The organism is Coprococcus intestinihominis (genome assembly GCF_040096555.1).
In the GTDB taxonomy this organism is placed as follows: Bacteria; Bacillota; Clostridia; order Lachnospirales; family Lachnospiraceae; genus Coprococcus_A; species Coprococcus_A intestinihominis.
In genome coordinates, this window is record NZ_JBBMEK010000007.1 from 13,783 (window position 1) to 32,174 (window position 18,392).

At 44.7% G+C, this 18,392-nt stretch carries 18 protein-coding genes and 1 riboswitch; of the genes, 3 read left to right on the plus strand and 15 right to left on the minus strand.

Translation table 11 applies throughout. The features are described from left to right. Nucleotides 1–7: 7 nt before the first annotated feature. Nucleotides 8–823 carry an MBL fold metallo-hydrolase gene (locus WMO25_RS01195; protein ID WP_349083518.1) on the minus strand — a complete coding sequence of 272 codons (816 nt, stop codon included), beginning with the start codon at nucleotides 821–823 and terminating at the stop codon, nucleotides 8–10. A gap of 33 nt (nucleotides 824–856) precedes the next feature. Beyond that, nucleotides 857–1,636 (minus strand): bifunctional hydroxymethylpyrimidine kinase/phosphomethylpyrimidine kinase, encoded by a 780-nt coding sequence (gene thiD / locus WMO25_RS01200; RefSeq protein ID WP_015513446.1) that lies wholly within the window; start codon nucleotides 1,634–1,636, stop codon nucleotides 857–859. 239 nt (nucleotides 1,637–1,875) lie between these two features. Between thiD and WMO25_RS01205 the strand changes: the two genes are divergently transcribed. Further along, complete coding sequence (locus WMO25_RS01205) at nucleotides 1,876–2,754, plus strand: radical SAM/SPASM domain-containing protein (RefSeq protein WP_349083521.1); 879 nt, start codon at nucleotides 1,876–1,878, stop codon at nucleotides 2,752–2,754. Nucleotides 2,755–2,756: 2 nt separating this feature from the next. On the opposite strand, the gene cls is transcribed toward WMO25_RS01205, so the two are convergent. Then, entirely contained in the window at nucleotides 2,757–4,289 is a 1,533-nt protein-coding gene (cls, locus tag WMO25_RS01210) for a cardiolipin synthase (RefSeq protein ID WP_349083524.1), read from the minus strand. Between the two features lie 497 nt (nucleotides 4,290–4,786). Here cls and WMO25_RS01215 point away from each other — a divergent pair, with 497 nt between their 5' ends. Beyond that, entirely contained in the window at nucleotides 4,787–6,151 is a 1,365-nt protein-coding gene (locus WMO25_RS01215) for a citrate/2-methylcitrate synthase (RefSeq protein ID WP_349083527.1), read from the plus strand. Here the strand turns inward: WMO25_RS01215 and WMO25_RS01220 are convergent. The 11 genes from WMO25_RS01220 to WMO25_RS01270 form a co-directional block, all read right to left on the minus strand. Then, the gene (locus tag WMO25_RS01220) at nucleotides 6,121–6,369 is read right to left on the minus strand and encodes a GIY-YIG nuclease family protein (protein ID WP_117541136.1); all 249 of its coding nucleotides are present in this window, start codon (nucleotides 6,367–6,369) and stop codon (nucleotides 6,121–6,123) included. The genes WMO25_RS01215 and WMO25_RS01220 overlap by 31 nt on opposite strands. 67 nt (nucleotides 6,370–6,436) lie before the next feature. After that, complete coding sequence (locus WMO25_RS01225; protein ID WP_227082586.1) at nucleotides 6,437–7,540, minus strand: ABC transporter ATP-binding protein; 1,104 nt, start codon at nucleotides 7,538–7,540, stop codon at nucleotides 6,437–6,439. 4 nt (nucleotides 7,541–7,544) lie between these two features. Beyond that, on the minus strand, nucleotides 7,545–8,558 hold the full coding sequence (locus WMO25_RS01230) for a FecCD family ABC transporter permease (protein ID WP_349083531.1): 1,014 nt from the start codon (nucleotides 8,556–8,558) through the stop codon (nucleotides 7,545–7,547). Beyond that, nucleotides 8,548–9,726 carry an ABC transporter substrate-binding protein gene (locus WMO25_RS01235; protein ID WP_349083534.1) on the minus strand — a complete coding sequence of 393 codons (1,179 nt, stop codon included), beginning with the start codon at nucleotides 9,724–9,726 and terminating at the stop codon, nucleotides 8,548–8,550. Before WMO25_RS01235 ends, WMO25_RS01230 begins: the two co-directional genes overlap by 11 nt. 3 nt (nucleotides 9,727–9,729) lie before the next feature. Continuing rightward, nucleotides 9,730–10,182 carry a hypothetical protein gene (locus WMO25_RS01240; RefSeq protein ID WP_256166999.1) on the minus strand — a complete coding sequence of 151 codons (453 nt, stop codon included), beginning with the start codon at nucleotides 10,180–10,182 and terminating at the stop codon, nucleotides 9,730–9,732. Between the two features lie 153 nt (nucleotides 10,183–10,335). Further along, nucleotides 10,336–10,800 (minus strand): hypothetical protein, encoded by a 465-nt coding sequence (locus tag WMO25_RS01245; protein WP_215689133.1) that lies wholly within the window; start codon nucleotides 10,798–10,800, stop codon nucleotides 10,336–10,338. A 60-nt stretch (nucleotides 10,801–10,860) separates the two neighbouring features. After that, a complete protein-coding gene (locus WMO25_RS01250) occupies nucleotides 10,861–12,087 on the minus strand; it encodes a sirohydrochlorin cobaltochelatase (protein WP_349083538.1) in 1,227 nt (408 codons plus the stop codon). Nucleotides 12,088–12,210: 123 nt separating this feature from the next. Continuing rightward, nucleotides 12,211–12,386: riboswitch (cobalamin riboswitch) on the minus strand. 297 nt (nucleotides 12,387–12,683) lie between these two features. Then, nucleotides 12,684–13,541 carry a peptidoglycan DD-metalloendopeptidase family protein gene (locus WMO25_RS01255; RefSeq protein WP_349083540.1) on the minus strand — a complete coding sequence of 286 codons (858 nt, stop codon included), beginning with the start codon at nucleotides 13,539–13,541 and terminating at the stop codon, nucleotides 12,684–12,686. A gap of 130 nt (nucleotides 13,542–13,671) precedes the next feature. Next, nucleotides 13,672–14,937: an FtsW/RodA/SpoVE family cell cycle protein gene (locus WMO25_RS01260; RefSeq protein WP_349083543.1), complete on the minus strand. Its 1,266-nt coding sequence runs from the start codon at nucleotides 14,935–14,937 to the stop codon at nucleotides 13,672–13,674. A 97-nt stretch (nucleotides 14,938–15,034) separates the two neighbouring features. Then, entirely contained in the window at nucleotides 15,035–15,964 is a 930-nt protein-coding gene (locus WMO25_RS01265; RefSeq protein ID WP_349083545.1) for a SpoIID/LytB domain-containing protein, read from the minus strand. Nucleotides 15,965–16,040: 76 nt separating this feature from the next. Next, the gene (locus WMO25_RS01270; protein WP_227082598.1) at nucleotides 16,041–16,565 is read right to left on the minus strand and encodes a nitroreductase family protein; all 525 of its coding nucleotides are present in this window, start codon (nucleotides 16,563–16,565) and stop codon (nucleotides 16,041–16,043) included. 382 nt (nucleotides 16,566–16,947) lie between these two features. On the opposite strand from WMO25_RS01270, the gene WMO25_RS01275 reads away from it, so the two are divergent. Continuing rightward, a complete protein-coding gene (locus WMO25_RS01275) occupies nucleotides 16,948–17,298 on the plus strand; it encodes a winged helix-turn-helix transcriptional regulator (protein WP_117541071.1) in 351 nt (116 codons plus the stop codon). Nucleotides 17,299–17,501: 203 nt separating this feature from the next. Here WMO25_RS01275 and WMO25_RS01280 read toward each other — a convergent pair whose 3' ends face one another. Further along, nucleotides 17,502–18,182 (minus strand): Pre-rRNA-processing protein TSR2-like, encoded by a 681-nt coding sequence (locus WMO25_RS01280; RefSeq protein WP_349083549.1) that lies wholly within the window; start codon nucleotides 18,180–18,182, stop codon nucleotides 17,502–17,504. Between the last annotated feature and the right edge of the window lie 210 nt (nucleotides 18,183–18,392).

Sequence of the window (18,392 nt, forward strand, 5' to 3'; positions counted from 1 at the left end):
ACGTCAATTATTCTTCTTTATCGAGTTCTATACATTCCAAATCATCCGGAACATACAGATTTCCCTTGTAATATAACCGCCCTTCTGCTGTATAGAGGGCTTTTCGGCGTTCGATGTTGTCGTCCTCGGTATGGTACAGAATAAGATTTGGTACATTGAGATAAGCCGCCAGTTCACAGGCCTCTCGGACGGTACTGTGGTGCTTCTCATATGGATCGTACTGGTCCCGCTGCGAATACAGACAAAAGGCTTCATGCATGAGCCAATCACTGCCTTCGGCATAACCAAAGCAGTTCTCATTAAGAGGTTCGTCCCCGGCACAGGTGAGTTTCTGTCCGTTTTTAAGGAGCATTGTAAAGCCGTACTGCTTAGCCTTGGTAGATAAGATATCGAAAAATGTCACATCGTAATCCAGGATATGCTTCGTATCCCCATCATGAAGGGGTACGAACTGGATACGATGATCCAAAAGTCTTGTAAATTTCTTCGGCAATGTCAGATTGGCTATGGTTCGTACTGTTTCTACCAATGCACTGTGGCAATAAATCCGAAGATTCCCTTCATACTGTTCCCTGCGCATCTTTGTTGCAATCATACGGATCATCCAGATCATACCAAGCAAATGGTCTGTATGTTCATGGGTCAGAAAAATGTGATGGATCTGCGCCATGGAAATATCTGCATCCTGAAGCTGGCGCATGATGCCGTTGCCACCGCCTGAATCTACCAGGAAATATTCATCATCATCCTGAATTGCAAAACAAGTATTATAACATCTGGTCACAAGGGCATTGCCCGTTCCCAGCATAATCAGTCTCTCCATTTGGTTATATCCCACTCCTGTCATTCAAATTTCCTATAAATTGAAGCAATGATTCAGCGGGCCGCTTCCCTCTCCCAGGTCAAGTCCATCCTTTAAAGCACCGGTGATATAATTCTTCGCATTCTGTACGCTTGTCTTCATATCATAACCCAAAGCCAGATTGCTGGCGATGGCAGATGATAAAGTACAACCTGTGCCGTGGGTGTTCGGATTATTGACACGTTCTCCGCGATACCACATAAATTCACCGTCATGGTATAAAAGGTCATCTGCAGTCTCTGTCAAATGTCCGCCCTTAATCAGAACGCTGCCTGAAAGATTTCTTCCAATGACTTCTGCCGCTTTCTTCATGTCATCTACATTCTTAATCTCAAAACCACACAACTTCTCTGCTTCCGGGATATTCGGTGTAATGATATCCCCCATCGGGAGCAGGACAGAAATCAGCGTATCCATGGCATCCGGCTGCATCAGCGCGCATCCGCTTGTGGAAACCATCACCGGATCTACCACGATATTCTTCGCATTGTATTCCTTTAACTTTGCTGCGATCATCTGGATCGTCTCGATATTGGAAACCATGCCAATCTTGACAGCATCCGGAAAAATGTCCTTGAACACACAGTCCATCTGCTGACCCACAAAATCAGCACCTGCATCCAGCACCCCATAAACCCCTGTTGTGTTCTGTGCTGTCAATGCCGTAATTACACTCATTGCATAAACCTTGTGTGCTGTCATCGTCTTTATATCTGCCTGAATACCGGCACCACCGCTACAGTCGGAACCGGCAATTGTCAATACTTTCTTCATAAAAACATCCTTTCGTCAATGAAATCGCAATCTGAATTTGCTTACTCACAGTATACCATATCTTTATCTATATTGACAGATTTCTTTAAAACCATTATAAAAAAGCATTTCAGTTACTTTTTAATTGAGGACCAGCTTGGCAGCGCATTCAGCCATTCTTTTAATGATTTTCAACAACTTGACACTTTTCAACAGAATCTATATTATTGAATTATGACTTTATAAAAAGAGGTTTTATCATGAAAAAGAAACGTTTTCAGAAAATTTATATAGAAATCATCAACCGCTGCAATCTCAGCTGCAGTTTCTGTCCCACCAGTGACCGTCCGGCAAGAATGATGTCTGTGGATGAATTTGCGAAGATTGCTGCACAGGTAACCCCTTTTACAGACTACATTTGCCTTCATGTAAAAGGTGAACCGCTGATGCACCCATGGCTTGGCGATATTTTGGCCATCGCCCATCAAAACGGATTAAAAGTTAATCTAACCACCAATGCAGTGCTTCTTCCCGAAAAACATCAGCTGCTTCTGGGCGAAACAGCACCCCGTCAGATTTCTCTGTCCCTGCACAGCTTTGATGCCAATACCATGCATACCCGGGATTTCCGCTCCTATCTTGAGAATGCTATTGATTTTGCCCGGACTTTTACAATGACAACACCGGGCTATATCAGCTTCCGACTCTGGAATCTGGATGGTACTGCCAAAGCTGACCAGCGCCTTCGCAACCAGTTTATTCTCGAAGCCCTTGAACAGGCCTATCATCTTGCCCAGCCCATTGACGCCTATGTGGGTAAGGTTCACGGCAACGCCATTGCACCCCATACCTATGTGAATTTTGACCAGCTTTTTGAATGGCCGGATGAACACGCATCGGATTACGGTTTCAACGGCACCTGCCATGGCCTGCGGCATCAATTGGCGATTCTGGCAGATGGCCAGGTCGTTCCATGTTGTCTGGACCACAACGGCCATCTGGCTTTGGGCAATATTTTCAAAGAATCCCTGGATACGATTCTGTGCAAAGAAAAAAGTCTCCGAATCATCGAAGACTTCCGTTCTCATCATATTCATGAAAATCTGTGCCGTCGCTGCGGCTACCGTACACGTTTCTGATATTACAATACAGGGGCAAACAGGCGCAGTACCCACTGAATGATCTTTTCATACCATGGACGGCTCTGCCACTCATCCAGATAGATTTCCTGACATTGTTTCAATGTCTCATGAATATCATCCCGGATATCCGCAACAGCCGATGACTCACAAGTGAACACACCGCATTCATAGTGCAGATAAAAGCTCCTGTAATCCATGTTGATGGTTCCGCAGACCGCACACTCATCATCACAGACAACCGTCTTTGAATGGATAAAGCCGGGCATGTATTCATAGACATGGACACCGTTCGCAATCAGCGGCCCATAATTAGCCACATTCACCATATAGACATACCATTTGTCATAGATATGCGGCACAATGATCTTCACATCCACGCCGCTTCGGGCTGTTCGGCACAAATCTTCCGTCATCTTCCTGTCAATAACCAGATACGGTGTTGTAATATAAACATAATCCCGGGCCTTATTGATCAGATGCGTATACACATCCTCCGCAGGATTATTGGGATTATTGGCCGGCCCATCACAAAACGGCTGCACAAATCCGTCACTGGGCATTTTGACCGTCGGCATGTAAACCGTATAATCCGTGGTAATCTCATACCCCATCGCCACTTCCCACATCTCAAGAAAAATTGACGTCAACCCCCACACACCTTCACCCTCCAGACGAAGCGCCGTATCCTTCCAGTGTCCAAAACGCTGGATAATATTGGCATATTCATCCGCCAGATTAATACCGCCGCAATAGCCGATGTTGCCGTCAACAATTGTAATCTTCTGATGGTTTCTGTAGTTAAAGGACAATCTGTCGACATTTTTATGGATAGGGGCAAACACCGCCAGTCGAATACCGGACTTGACAAGCTCATCACGAAATTCTGCGGTGTTGATTCCCAGGCAGCCAAAGTCATCGATCAATAAACGGATATCTATACCCGCTTTTGCCTTCTCGATCAGCACTTCTTTGACTCTCTTCCAGATCACGCCGTCACTGATAATAAAATACTCCAAAAAGATACACTTCTCTGCCTTTTTCAGATCCTCGATCATTGCATCCAGCATTTCCTCACCCAGCGGAAAATATTTCACATCGGTGTGACGATACATGTTAAAGCCTTCACTTCCCAAAAAACGAACAATCTGAACTTTATAAGGATGCAGTTCCTGCAATTCCTCCATAACTTCCGGCTGATGCGGCACATACTGGCGCATCTTCGCCTCTGTCTCTCTGATCAGAATATGCGTCTTGCTGTTTCTTCTTCGCTGTCCCCACATATAATACAGAAACAGGCCTGTCACCGGAAAAACAAGAACGATGACACACCAGAACTGACGATAGGACTCCTGATCATTAATGAGACCAAACACAAGCAAAAAGCTTATAATTTCCAACAGGACATAAGCCCAGGAAGCATATTCATGAAGATACCGTCCCACCAGAACCATTGTAATCGCCTGCAAAACAACAGCAACCGCTACTGTCAATGCCCTTACAATCGCCTGGGAATTATTTTTTAATGCCTCCATTTTCTCACCTTTCCAAACTCCTTGTATTTCCTTCTATCTGTTATAATACTCTAGCAGTTCTTTTTTAAACCGTCAACACCCTCCTTTTCTTTTTTATCGCCTTTATGCATATTTATACATTTGTACCTTATATTATTCATCATTTTTCTCTATTTTCTTTATTTACTGCATAGAATAAGCCTACACATTTTGAATAAACGCATTTTATATCTTGCATTTTTTACACAAATTTTTACAATCTCTTCAAAAAGCGTAAGTTTCTTTTGTATTTATCCGTGGTTTTTCTTCGATAAATCTACTTTTTTTGCGGTTTTTCTTCATTTTTATACATTTTGACATTTTTATTTTCTATAATTGCATATCAATATTTTCATCCATTCTTCTGCACTGACGCATAAAATCAAAAAAACAACTTGCAAAAACACCAATATAATGATAAAGTATTTTCATATTATAATGCAATTATGTAAATTTTTATAGAAAAGGATTGAACAATAATGGCTAAAGAAATAACAGAATTTAATAACCGTCTGGACAAGCTTGCTGAATACTGCATGAATTCAGGGCGTTTTGACCAGGATCTGTATATTGAGTACGATGTCAAACGTGGTCTGCGTGACTCCAACGGTAAAGGTATCCTTACCGGTCTGACAGAGATCTCCGATGTCGTCGCTTTCAAATCCGTACATGGACGCAAGATTCCGATTGACGGCCAGCTCTATTATCAGGGCTATAATGTCATGAATCTTGTTGAAGGCAATAAGACAAGCCGTTTTGGTTTTGAAGAAATCACCTATCTTCTTCTCTTCGGCGAGCTGCCGAACAAGGACCAGCTTCAGGAATTTCTTGATATTCTTGGAAATTATCGTGAACTCCCGGACAACTTCGTCCGTGACATCATCATGAATGCACCGAATGCCAACATGATGAATGTACTCCAGAAGAGTGTTCTGACACTTTATTCCTACGATGACCATCCTGAAGACATTTCAGTCAATAACGTTCTGCGTCAGTCTCTTCAGCTGATCGCGCGATTCCCGCTGATCGCTGTTTATGGCTACCACAGCTATCGTCATTACATATTAGACAAGAGTCTTGTCATCCGCCGTCCGAAGCCTGAACTTTCGACAGCAGAGAATATTCTCCGCCTGCTCCGTCCGGATGGCCGGTACACCGAACTTGAAGCCAAGGTTCTTGATATTGCACTGATCATTCACGCAGAACACGGCGGCGGTAATAACTCCACATTCACCACTCATGTTGTTACTTCCACAGGCACTGATACCTATTCGGCCATCGCTGCTTCCCTCGGCTCCCTGAAAGGGCCAAAACACGGCGGTGCCAATCTGAAGGTTCAACAAATGTTCAAAGATATCGAAGAACATGTTACCAACTGGGATGATGATGATGAAGTTACTGAGTATCTGACCAAGATCCTGAACCGCGAAGCCTTTGACGGCAAGGGCCTCATCTATGGCATCGGTCATGCGGTATATACAGAATCCGATCCACGATGCGTTATTCTGAAGAAATATGCCCAGGCACTTTCCAACGAGAAAGGCCTGACCAAAGAATTCGAACTTTACAACCGTGTTGAAGGCATTGCCATCAAACTCATGCAACAGCATCGCCAGCTGTTCAAACCGATCTGTGCCAATGTGGACTTTTACAGCGGTTTTGTCTACACCATGCTTGGCCTTCCGATGGAATTGTTCACACCGATTTTTGCCATTTCCCGTATCTCCGGATGGTGTGCACACCGTATTGAAGAACTGGCCAATGAAGGCAAGATCATCCGTCCGGCTTACAAGTATGTCGGCCACCACAAAGACTACGTTGCCATTGAAGACAGATGGTGGTAGGCTGCCAGCCTTTCCTTCTCTTTCTTCGGCAATTGCTTAATTGCATATTCACGTCGCATGGCGTCCTGTCGATTCTCAAAGACTTCATAGTAAGCCAGAGTCACAGGGCGCCTGCTTTTTGTATATTTTGCCCCTTTTCCGCTGTTGTGAGCCACTACACGCATCTCAAGATCCACCGTCCATCCTGTATACAGGGAACCATCCGAGCAGCGCACCATATACGTATAGCATCTGTCCTTTTCCGCGGCGCCGTTCTCTCCGCAGACATCAACCTTTTTTTTCTCATTATTCTGTGAGTTTGCTTTTTTCTTCTGCATACGCAAGAATCTCCTTCAAACCTTCCGGCAGTTTCGTCCATTCTGTCCTGTCAAATACTGTCAAAACGGTTTCACAACTATCTATCAGCTCTTTTGCCTTCTCAATATGTTCTGCATCGACAGCTGAAAATGTACGCACCGCAACCGTCTGAACCGCCAATGCTTTTGCTGACGGATAATCCAGGTCATTCTCCCACAGAATTCCTGTCGCAAATGGCATGCCCTGCCTCTGAAGTCTGCGAAAAACAGCCTTGCCCCTGCCGCCCCCGGCAATGACAAATACTTTCGGTGCCCCTGAAACAGGCTGCAGCTCCAACTCCCCGGTGCCGGCATCATAATGACCGGCCGTCATCCCATAAAGTTCAGAAATATAGTCTCCGCAAAAAATCTCCTCCGGTGTTCCGAAGCGGTCAATCCTGTCCCCTCTGACACACAGAACTTTATCTGAAATACGTTCCGCCAGATCCAGCTCATGCAGGGACAATATCACCGTCAGCCTGTCATTTCTTGCCATCTCCTGAATAATCGAGAGAAATTCCAGTTTATAGCGGATATCCAGAAAAGATGTCGGCTCATCCAGCACAAGGATATCCGGCTGCTGACATAAAGCCCTTGCCAGCATGACACGCTGTTTCTGCCCGTCACTGGTCTTTGTAAAATCCCGTTCAGCCAGATCCTCAATGTGTACCAATCTGACTGCCTCATCGACAATTTTCCAATCTTCTTTCGACAAAACCCCGAACTTACCGGTATACGGGTATCGCCCTGTTGCCACCACTTCCTTGCAGGTCATCATCTCCGGACGAACTCTTTCCGTCAATACCACTGACAACTTTCTTGCAAAATCTCTGCCGCTCATCTCATCGGTCTTCTGTCCTTCCAGAACGATTACGCCGGCCAGTGGCTTTAACTGGCGAATAAGACTCTTTAATATGGTTGTTTTTCCCGCACCATTGGGTCCGATCAGCGTTAATATCTCACCTTTCTTCAGCTGGAACGCAATCTCTCTGATCAGGGGCACACCCTGATAACCAACAGTCAGCCCCTCTGTGTAAAAGTAATCTTCCCTCATTATCCTATGCCGCCTTTTCTCTTCTTCTGTGTATCATAATATAAATGACAACGGGTGCACCAAACACGGCTGTCACTGTGCTGATGGACAACTCTGTCGGAGAAAACATGGTTCTTGCCAGCAGATCGCAGAACAGGCAGAACACGGAACCGCCCAGAAAACAGGCCGGGATCAGCAGAATAGGCCGCGCGGTGCCCAGCAGCCACTTCACCAGATGCGGCACTGCTATCCCCACAAAGGATACAGGACCCGCAAATGCCGTTACGCAGGCAGCCAGCACACTGGACAGCAATACAAGAAGGACTCTGAATCTCTTCACATTCAGTCCCATATTGGCCGCATAAGCCTCACCCATCTCATAGGCACTGATCGGCTTCGACAACAGAAACACACCGATAGAGACAATTCCCGTCACCAGCACCATGGCTTTGACATTCTCCCATGTCATACCGGAAAAACTGCCCTTGGACCAGTTATGCAGATTCACAATATCCGCATCTTCCGCAAAGGTGACGATAAAATCCGTCACTGCAGAACAGATATAGCCGATCATCACACCGCTGACGATCAGCATAGCCATCTGCTCAATCACACTTGACATCAGGATCACAAATCCCATACAGATCATTGCCCCCACAAAAGCCGCAGCAATCATCACCCATGAACTCAATCTCAGGGCATTGCCGAGAGAGGCCACCATCACAAGGGCAACCACCAGTTTTGCACCGGAAGAAATGCCCAGCGTAAAAGGTCCCGCAATGGGATTATGAAAAAACGTCTGGAGCAGATAGCCTGCCAGTGCCAAACCACCGCCCAACACCGCCGCAGCCAGTGCTCTTGGAAAACGGATGTTCATCACAATATCCGTGTAGGTGTCACTGCCGCTGTTTTTCATCAGTATATGCAGAATTTCAGACAATGGTATATTCACCGATCCAATACACAAATTCATTGCCAGCAAAATCAGCAGCAAGGCTGCCAATATCGCAAAAGCTGCGCCGTATCGTCTACTCTTCATTCATCTTGCACTCCAGTTTGTAGATATATGTCAGATCCGCATCATCGCCGGTCAGCATCCGGCGGATATCCGATGTGATCGTTCCAAGCGACATTGTTGACTGATACAGATTCTTTGATGTACAGTAAACATGCCCTTCCTGCACGGCCTTGAACTTCTCAAAGAGCGGACTCTTTGCCAGCAGATCATCCACTGAAGATAATTCTCCTTCAATGGTACTGTTGTAGATAATATAATCCGCATCTTTCGCTCCGGCATAAAACTCTTCCATCTGCATGGACATGGTCGATGTGGCATCATCCTCATCCCCCAGGGAATCAAAAATATATCGTCCGCCGGCCAGCTCGATCATTTTCGGCAGATAGTCTGCACTCTTTCGGACATTTGCCTGCCCATTGCTTGTGATATAGAAAAATGCCACAGTTTTCGGTTCCTGATCAGCTTCATCCGCCACACTGTTTTTCACTTCTTCAAAAGCAGACTTTTCTTCTGCGAAAGCCTTATCCGCCTGCGCTTCATGCCCAGTCAGTAAGCCGTAAAGTTTCACCCATTCTGTCCGGCCAAGGGGCTCTGGCTCATAACTGGAATAATCCACCAACACATGTATACCGAACTTTTCCAACTGTTCCTTCACTTCCGGTGTATGCAGAATCATGGTATTCTCAATGGCCAGACCGCAGTTCTGTTCAACGATCTTTTCATAATCCGGGGTTGAATACTTGCCAGCATAAAGAATATCTCCGGTTTCCATTGCCTGTTTGGCCTCATCTATATACCACCCATCCGCTTTCAGACTACTGAATCGGATACTATCCAATGCATCCAGAGACACAAACATATCCATAGCCGCCGAAGCCGCCAGATAAATATTCTGTATCGGCTGCTGAATCACAACAATATCCGGATCCAGATCATCCGGTGCCGCTTTCCCTTCCGGAACAACAAGATACCGGCTGTCATCTGTAATCGTCACCAAAGCATAATCATCCTGATACCTATCGATTGAAAACTTCTGTGCATAATCCAACGTCTCACTGTGGTCGAAGGTCAGCTGCTGACTGATTTCTGTGTCATGTGTCTTCTGAGTACCGTCAGCGGCAGAACCGCAAGCGGTCACCATCCCGACCAGTATACCTGTCACTATGAATAATAAAATTATTTTCTTCATTTTCTATATCCTTCTGCTTTTACGTCTGCGCAATCTCATGGATGATACAGCTGCCACCACAAGCGCCAGTACAATCGCAATACCTGCTCCGCCCATGCCGTTTCCACCGCTGCTCTGTACCGATGCAACAGACTCTGAGGCAAATGTCAGCGTATACTCCACCTCATGGGGCACACTCATTGCTGTGGTATCACCGATCACTGTCATAGGTTCATCAAAAACCGACACCGGAATTTCAAATGTGGAATTTCCTTCTGTATTCACCGGCAGATATTTGTCACCATTCACCATCATATAGTCATAATGAGAACTGCTCCAGACGATTTCTGCCTGTGCCTGTCCATTTTCTATTGTCAATTCTGTCGGCGACTGTATTGAAGCCCGGCCGCTGCCGCCTTCCATGGTCACTTCAACCGTATATTCACCGTCCGCCAGATTCATTTCTGATGCTTCCATACACGCAATCCTCCCCCTTTGTTAAAATCAACTCTTTATAAATTCTGCTGCAAAATCTCCTATTACTAAAGGGCTGCTGCAAAACGCCCTATACATTCCGCAGCAGCCCCGTCTTTATTATTGTCAGCTTTTATCTGTTGTTTGTCAACTGTTTTATTTGCTGTCTGTCTCTTCAACAGCAACAGGATTGGATACGCTGACTTTGTGATCGTACCAGACACCCTTCTTGCCGATTAAGGCCAGATCAAATTCTTCATCGATGACCGGTACAGGCACATCAAATCCATTCACTTCTTCTGTTGTCCCGTCAGAATAAGTTACTGTATCTGTCACAGGCTGGATCAGCTCTGCGCCATCCTTCTGTGCATCTTCGGCACTTCCCAGATAAAGATTCACAATATTCTTGGACGGCATGGAAACATGAATTGTCATCTGTCCATTCTCAACTGTCAATATGCCCTTTCCGTCATAAGCTTCATTCACATGAAACATACTGCTGTCTGTATTGAAATCTGCCGTATATGTACCATCTGCTAATGTGTTCTTCTTGCCGCAGCCCGCTGCCAGTGTACAGCACAGAATAACTGCCCATAATAATACAATCACTTTCTTCTTCATCTTATGTCCAATCCTTTACTCGTAATTATTTCTCTCTATTCAGCACTCAGTCTGCTGTATCTATTTAATCGCTGCAGCTGTATGTGCTACATAAATATCCTGAATTGCAGGAATTTCACCAAGACCTGCGATCTGACAGTCTACACTGTCAAAGTTGCCGGAAGCAACAAACTGACTCTTCCAGGAATCATCATCATCACCGGCCATATCGTTGTTGGCATGATCACCTGCAACAACCATCAGAGGACGCAGAACGACTTTCTTGTAACCTGCATTCTTCACTGCTTCAATGACTGCTTCACATGCTGTGTCTTCCGGTTCACCTTCAACGGTACCGATAAAGACATTTTCATAACCAAGTTCCTGCATCTGGGCCTGCATCTGGCTGTAAGAAACCTTCGCTGTATGAGATGTACCATGACCCATGAATACAAATGCTGTGCCGTCTTCCTTCGCTGCTTCCAGTGAATCATAATTTGCTGTCTTAACTGCTTCTGCTGTAATGGCTTCTGCAACTGCTTTCTTGTCATCATTAACCACTGACGCATCATCACCAACTTCACCCAGTAATGGCTCTGCAATCTTCACAGATTCGAACTTGTCCTGATATTTCTCAACGGCTGCTGTTAATTCATCATATTCTGCACCATGCATCAGATGTGTCGGCTGAACAACCAGGTTCTTCACATTGTTGGCAACGGCACGTTCCAGCGCCTGATCCATATTGTCAATGCATTCGCCATCGCGGGCTTCTACGTGGTTAATAATAATCTGCGCTGTAAAGGCACGTCTGACTGACCAGTCAGGATTGGCTTCCTGAAGAGCATCTTCGATACCTTTGATATCCTTCACACGGCTGTCGTTGAAAGATGTACCAAAGCTGACTACCAACAGCTCGTTCTCACCGATGTCATCCTGATTACGCGGGTCATCCTTGGATGCATCACCTGTATCTCTGCCGAAATAATCAGGATCTGCATTCTCGCCTTCAACCAGTTCCTTCTGTGCATCTGTCAGTGCATCCCATGCAGCCTTTGCTTCTTTGCACTGCTCATCTGTGTTGTCATTTCTCTCCTGTACATAAATTGCATCAATAAGGTCTGCAACCTTCTTGGCTGCTTCCTTGTCTGCATCTGTACCTTCAACAGCTGCTTCTGTTGATGCTGACTCTGTCGCTGCAGCTGCTTCTGTTGATGCTGCTGTTGTCTCTGCTGTCTTGCTGCCGCATCCTGCTAAAAGAGAGGCTGTAATGGCTGCAACACATACGAATGTTGTCATCTTCTTCATGTTGTTCTTCCTCCTAAATAGAAATATTGTGACAAATCATAAACGAAAAGGAAAAGTCGGGAGAAAAAACAAAAAATGTTCATACATTCGGTACAGCCAATCCTCGTGACCCGGAACCTATATTCCCCGTACCACAGTCTGGCAGGTCTCCTGGCTCACAGTTCAAACACCCATTGCTGCCTTCCCGATGACTCAGTGACATAATAGCAATGGACTCCTGCTTACAGTGACGAGATCGCGCAGGACTTTCACCTGCTTCCCTATTCTCCGCTCCCCGCGGCACCAGCTGCTTCCTATTCCGTTTTCAAATTTGTCCTGACAATATTATACCATATAAGGAAATTTACACAATAGACAATCTGATTTCACTGTAACTCCCTCACAGAAAAAAGGACAGATGTCTTCCTGACACCTGCCCTTATATGATAAAGCAGCCGATGAAAATTGTTATTTAACAGCCGATATCTGTGCAGGGCTGTTGTAAAAAAACGGTTGCATATTTTTCAATATGTACCATTTTTTCATCCGCCTCTATATCTTATGCCCGGTTTTCAAAAAGGTACCATCTACAATTTCTCCGGATCATTCCATTGTCTTTAATCCAGATAATCCAGCGGGTCAACAGGGTTTCCATCCTGTGTCAGCATAAAATTCAAATGACTGCCTTCAACTGAATAGTAGCGGGTCGGCTGGCTGACCTCACCAATGACTTCTCCCTGACTTATTGTGTCACCCACAGCCACATCCACATTCTCAAGCTGCCCGTAAGAAGCCTCATAACCATTTCCGAGAGACATCTCAACTACATTGCCCAACCGGACATCATTGTAAACATCGGTGACCGTTCCTTCAAAAGCGGCCGCTACATCCGTTCCTTCTTCACTCTGAATTAAAATCGAAGGATTGCATTTGTACTCCTGAAGTGTCGGGTACCATGTGGTTGCATCCATACTGTAATCCATCACGATCTCTCCGCGAACCGGCCATGTCATCGGATCACCGGACTGATAGCCTGCATTGATCACACTGCCTGCCATTTCTGCATCCGATTCATCCAACTCAGCATTAACCGCTGCATCCGCCTCTGTTCCTGCTGCATCATCAGCCATCTCTGCAGACGCTTCCTGTGAAACATTTTGACCTGACTGTCCATTCATAGACCCTTCATCTTCAAAATCTTCAAGTGCCAGACTGCCATTTTCGATCATTGACAATATTTTCTGTACCAGATCCGCATTATAACCCGTCATCTCATCCACGATGGGCGTATCCGTTTCAGCAGATGCCGGTGCATTCAAGGCCGTTCCGGCCCCATCATCCTTGAAATCCACTGCATTTTCCGCACCGCGTTCTTTCTGTCCCGAAACATATCCGGCAATACCCGATACAGCCAGAATACCTGCCACAAGCACCAGTGCCATGACATAAAACCCATTCTTTTTGAAAATATTCATTATATTTTTCACTCTTATCACCTCTGGTCATATTCTGACCAGACTGCGAAGAAAGTATACACATTTTCATAAAAAAATGTCTCAGCAAAATTCATTTTCTTTGCTGAGACATCTAAAATACTGATGTGATTTAAGCCGCATGTATCTGACGGTGCTCTTCATGCTCTGATTTCTGCGATGAATCACCGATTCGAACCCGTCTGCCCGGAATCTGACGGCTGATATTGAGTACAATTCCCATCTCACACAACTGTAGAAGAAGGGCTGTACCACCGTAACTGATATAAGGCAAACTGATACCTGTATTCGGCAGCACGCCTGTGGCAACGCCAATATTCAGGATTACCTGCAGCGCCACATGAATACCGACACCAAATGCCATATAACTGCCCAATTTGTCCTTGGCATGCCGCGCCACAGTAAAGATACGCCACACCTGATAAACAAAAAGGAAAACAACCAGTCCGCATCCTACCAGGCCCAATTCCTCACCGATAACACCAAAAATAAAGTCGTTCGTGGAAAACGGCAGATAATACTTCATGGTTCCTCTTCCCAGACCTCTGCCAAGGATACCTCCAAAACCGATGGCATACATGGAATATCTGGACTGCATGGAAGCCTGCGGATAATCATCCGGGTAAAGCCATGCCAGAATACGGTCATCTCGGAAAGACTTACTGGCCGCCTCTGTCACTGTGTTGGTCAATGTCATCGTATGGTTCGGCACAATGACAAAATGATAATAGCCAAGCCAACCGATCACGATCGCCACGCCTATTACTGCAATCAGCCGCCATATCTTCTTCGTCGGATAAGCAATAAAAAACATGAATGCAATGATACCCAGAACAATCAAAGCCGTACTCAGATTCCTGGTCACAACCAGAATCACCATTACCGCAATCACGCCTGGGATCAGCAGCACAATATCCGCTTTCAATATCGACAGTTTTCGTCCCATACGTGTCAGCAAATAGGCCATAAGGATCACCATTGCCGGCTTCACAAACTCTGACGGCTGGAAAGAAAAGGGACCAATATCAATCCATCGGCTGGCACCATTTCTGGTCACACCAAGTCCCGGCACCTTGACCAGAAACATGGACAGAACAGCCCCAATATAAATAATTCCTGCTATTTTCTCATAAAAATGATAATCTACATATGAAACGATCCACATTAAAACAAATCCGCCCGCACCGATTCCGAACTGCTTCAACACCAAAGACACTCCTGATTCCGCAGCACTGGCACTGTAGATCATGATCAAACCAAACACACACAAAAAAACAATCGATATAATCAGTCGATAATCAACAACTTCCAGTTCCCGCAAATATCGCGCAAGCCCCTGCCGACGACTTAATGGCTTCTTTTTACTCCGACCTGCCACTTGCCTTTCTGCCTCCTTTCGCAATTCAACCAAAACAGATTTTCTGCTTCTGTCCGCTAACGCTCATTTTATCACAAAAGCGGCAGACATAACAAGCCTATTCCCCTACTTTCACCCCTGTCAGATAATATTGTAATAACTGTTCGTAGTTTTTACCCTCTTTTGCCTGACGATTGGCTCCATATTGATCGAAGCCAACACCATGTCCACGGCCATAGACTCTGATCTGTACCTGATTGCTTTCAAAGGCTATTTTAAAACAGGCAGAAGGCAGTTCCAGAGCATAGCGGAAATCTTCTCCACTCATCAGCCGGTTGCCGATCTGGATCTCTGTCACATAGCCTGCACTGTCCACCGCTGTAATCTCACAATTTGAGGCCAACGTCTCTGCCGGGCAATCAAATGCCGGATCATACCGTTTCATTTGTCGGATCAGCTGCCTTTTTGTCATTTCTGTCGTAGTCTCATACTCTGGACTCTCTGTATCCCAGCTGCTTTCCACTGACTGAAACCACGACGTTTCCTCTCCCCATGCCTCTTTCGCGCTTCTTGTCTTTCCATTCCCTATATAAAACCAGGCGGGCAAAATCATCTGCCCGCCTTCAGAATACAGAATCTGCCCGTCCGTTTCCCGGACCGCCTGACGGATTCTGTCATTATTCTCTTTGTAGGAAGTTCCCCACATCTTTTTTCGTTCTGTTTCACTGCACCAGGTCATCCCCGTATCCAAAGCCGAAATATAATATCTATCTCCGGCCTGTTTGTATAGACAGCTTCTTGCCATGACTGCCTGCGCTTTCAACGTCTCCACCTCAAACTCCGCCGGTATCTGGCCTGCAATAGCACCGATGAGAAAATCTGAAGTCCCCATTCTCTGCACACCCGATACCGTCTGAACATCAATTTGAAGCTGAGATGACTCCTGTTCTATCTGCTGGTTTTTCTCTGACCATTCACTATAAATCCACGCTGCTGCAAAAGGCAGTAAAAGGACAATCAGAATCCATCCAATCAGAAATCGGCGCATAGGGCCTCCCTGTCACTCAATACTCCTGATTCAATATATGTATTAGCAGGATTATTGTGCCAATTCAATATATGTTTTACAGCGTTGTTGTGCTGATTTTGTCTGTACCCAGTGTTCTTTCCTGAAGGGCATCAGCTGATGTACCAACAGCAATAGCAGAAACTGTTCTGAAGCCTTCTGGAATCTGAAGCAGCTTTGTAATTTCTTCATTGGCAAAAAGCACCTGGCTTACGCCAAACAGATAAACGGCACCAAGACCAAGATCTGCCGCTTCAAGCAGCATATTCTCCATGACAACACCTGCATTGCATCCTTTGACAATCTCTTCATCCTCATTCTTGCATGAAACATAAATCACTGTCGGTGCACCATATGTAACCTGCATGTTCGGATCACCCACTGCCTTCTGGAATGCCGCATTGATCTGTACCAGGATCTCCGGTTTCTGAACAACTGTCAGATGCAGATGATCATACTGGCCCATGCAGGCCGGTGCTGCGTTGGCAGCTTCAAGAATTGCCTTTAACTGTTCATCTGTAATCTGGGCCTCTGTAAACTTTCTGACGGACTGTCTTGCTGCAATTGTTTTATTAAATTCCATTTTGTATCTTCCTTTCCATTTCAATTTATGGTATGTTTTATATACTAAGTACATGATACATGCTGTTTAAAGATGTGTCAATTACGCAGATAAATCTAACATAGTACGGTTGAACATACCATGGCCACTCAAACGGTTGTGAACCAGAATGGTTTAAAAACAGGTTCGCTCTCGCTGCGCAGCATTAGCAGCGGCACGTAAGGTGCTAAAGGACAGCACCTTACGTGCCGGCTATGCTGAATGCACCTGTTTCCAAATCCATTCTGGTTCACAACCTGTTCATAGTGTTTCTTTGTCAGCCATCCAGCACACTCTTTCGGAAGTATTATGGATGAATAATCATGGTATGTTCTCACAATAGAAGGGAGAATCAGAAGTTCTTATGAGTCAATTTGAGTCCGTAAATGATTATATTTCTTTTATGAAAGCCCATCCTAATATGACGTGTCCTATCAAGCACACATTAGATATCATCGGCGGGAAATGGAAGCTTTTTATCGTGCTCCAGCTGTTTGGTTCTGAGCAACTGCGTTTCAGCCAGTTGTCGAAGAATATTCCGGGAATTACGAATACGGTTCTCTCCGGATGTCTCAGGGATATGGAGAAAGACGGCATTATTCTTCGTCATCAGTTCAATGAAATTCCGCCCCATGTGGAGTATTCTCTCACCGAGAAGGGCCGAACACTTTCAAATGTGCTGCTGGCCATTGCCGATTGGGGAATGGAGAATTAAAGGCTAAAAACAGAAAAGAAAACCATACAGACCTTTGATCATCTCCGGTCTATACGGTTTTCTTTATAAATTAAATCTCGTGCTTCTTCTGCCTCCGGCGAAAATACCTGTTGACTGTGTACGGATTTAAGAATATCCAAAAATGTTTCCATCTCATTTTCGATTTTTGAAGGTGTTGAAATGAGACTTCATATACTTTCGTATTAATTTTTTATCTCTTGTTTTTTCAAGACAAATGTGTTAAAATTCTTTTTAAGGAACCGGTTTTTTACCGTACGTAGATTTTTATCTAGCCAAGCGGGGGTACTCGGTTCTTTTTTTATATTAATCATATCATATAGATATTTCTTTCCATCGGCATCACACCGTATAATCATTCTTACTTTGTACACGTTATATCTTTCCACTTCATTATCATTATTATAGATTGCAATTGCAAACCTGGAATCATATCGATACCATCCGTATTTAGCATCTAAATTATGCTTTTGGTTCTTATTCTCTATATAACTGCCATTTTCTGATATTTGTATCAATTCAGGAACAGCCTGCACCGCATTTGCTTTTGCTTTCGCCGCACTTCCTTTTAATCTTGCTGTATATTGCGAATGTGCATATTCATCCGGTAAGTCTCTTCCTATATATATCTTCTCCCCATCTTCCGCTATTGTATAAAATTCATTAATATACTGTTCCAGATATTGTTCCACTTCATCCCACTTTATATTTTGCTTGTTTTTAAATATAATGTCATGAATAACTACAATCTTTCTATTTTCTATATCTCTGATTATATTAACATTTCTGGAATTCTTGATTTCTTCAGAAGTGTTACCGTCTGCTTGCTCAACTATTGCAGACACACCTACATAATATGCTAACATTCGAATCACATATTCTGGAGGAATTCTTCGTCCAGCTTCCTATTTCTCCAAAGTTCTCAATGGTATACCATATTTGTCCGAGAAATCCTTTCTAGTCAATCCTGTGATAGCACGTATTTCTTTCATCTTATTACTAACTAAGACTTCCCATACCTAAAATGGGCTTCGCACCTTGAAAATTCAATACTTCAGCTAACAAAATAGCGATTT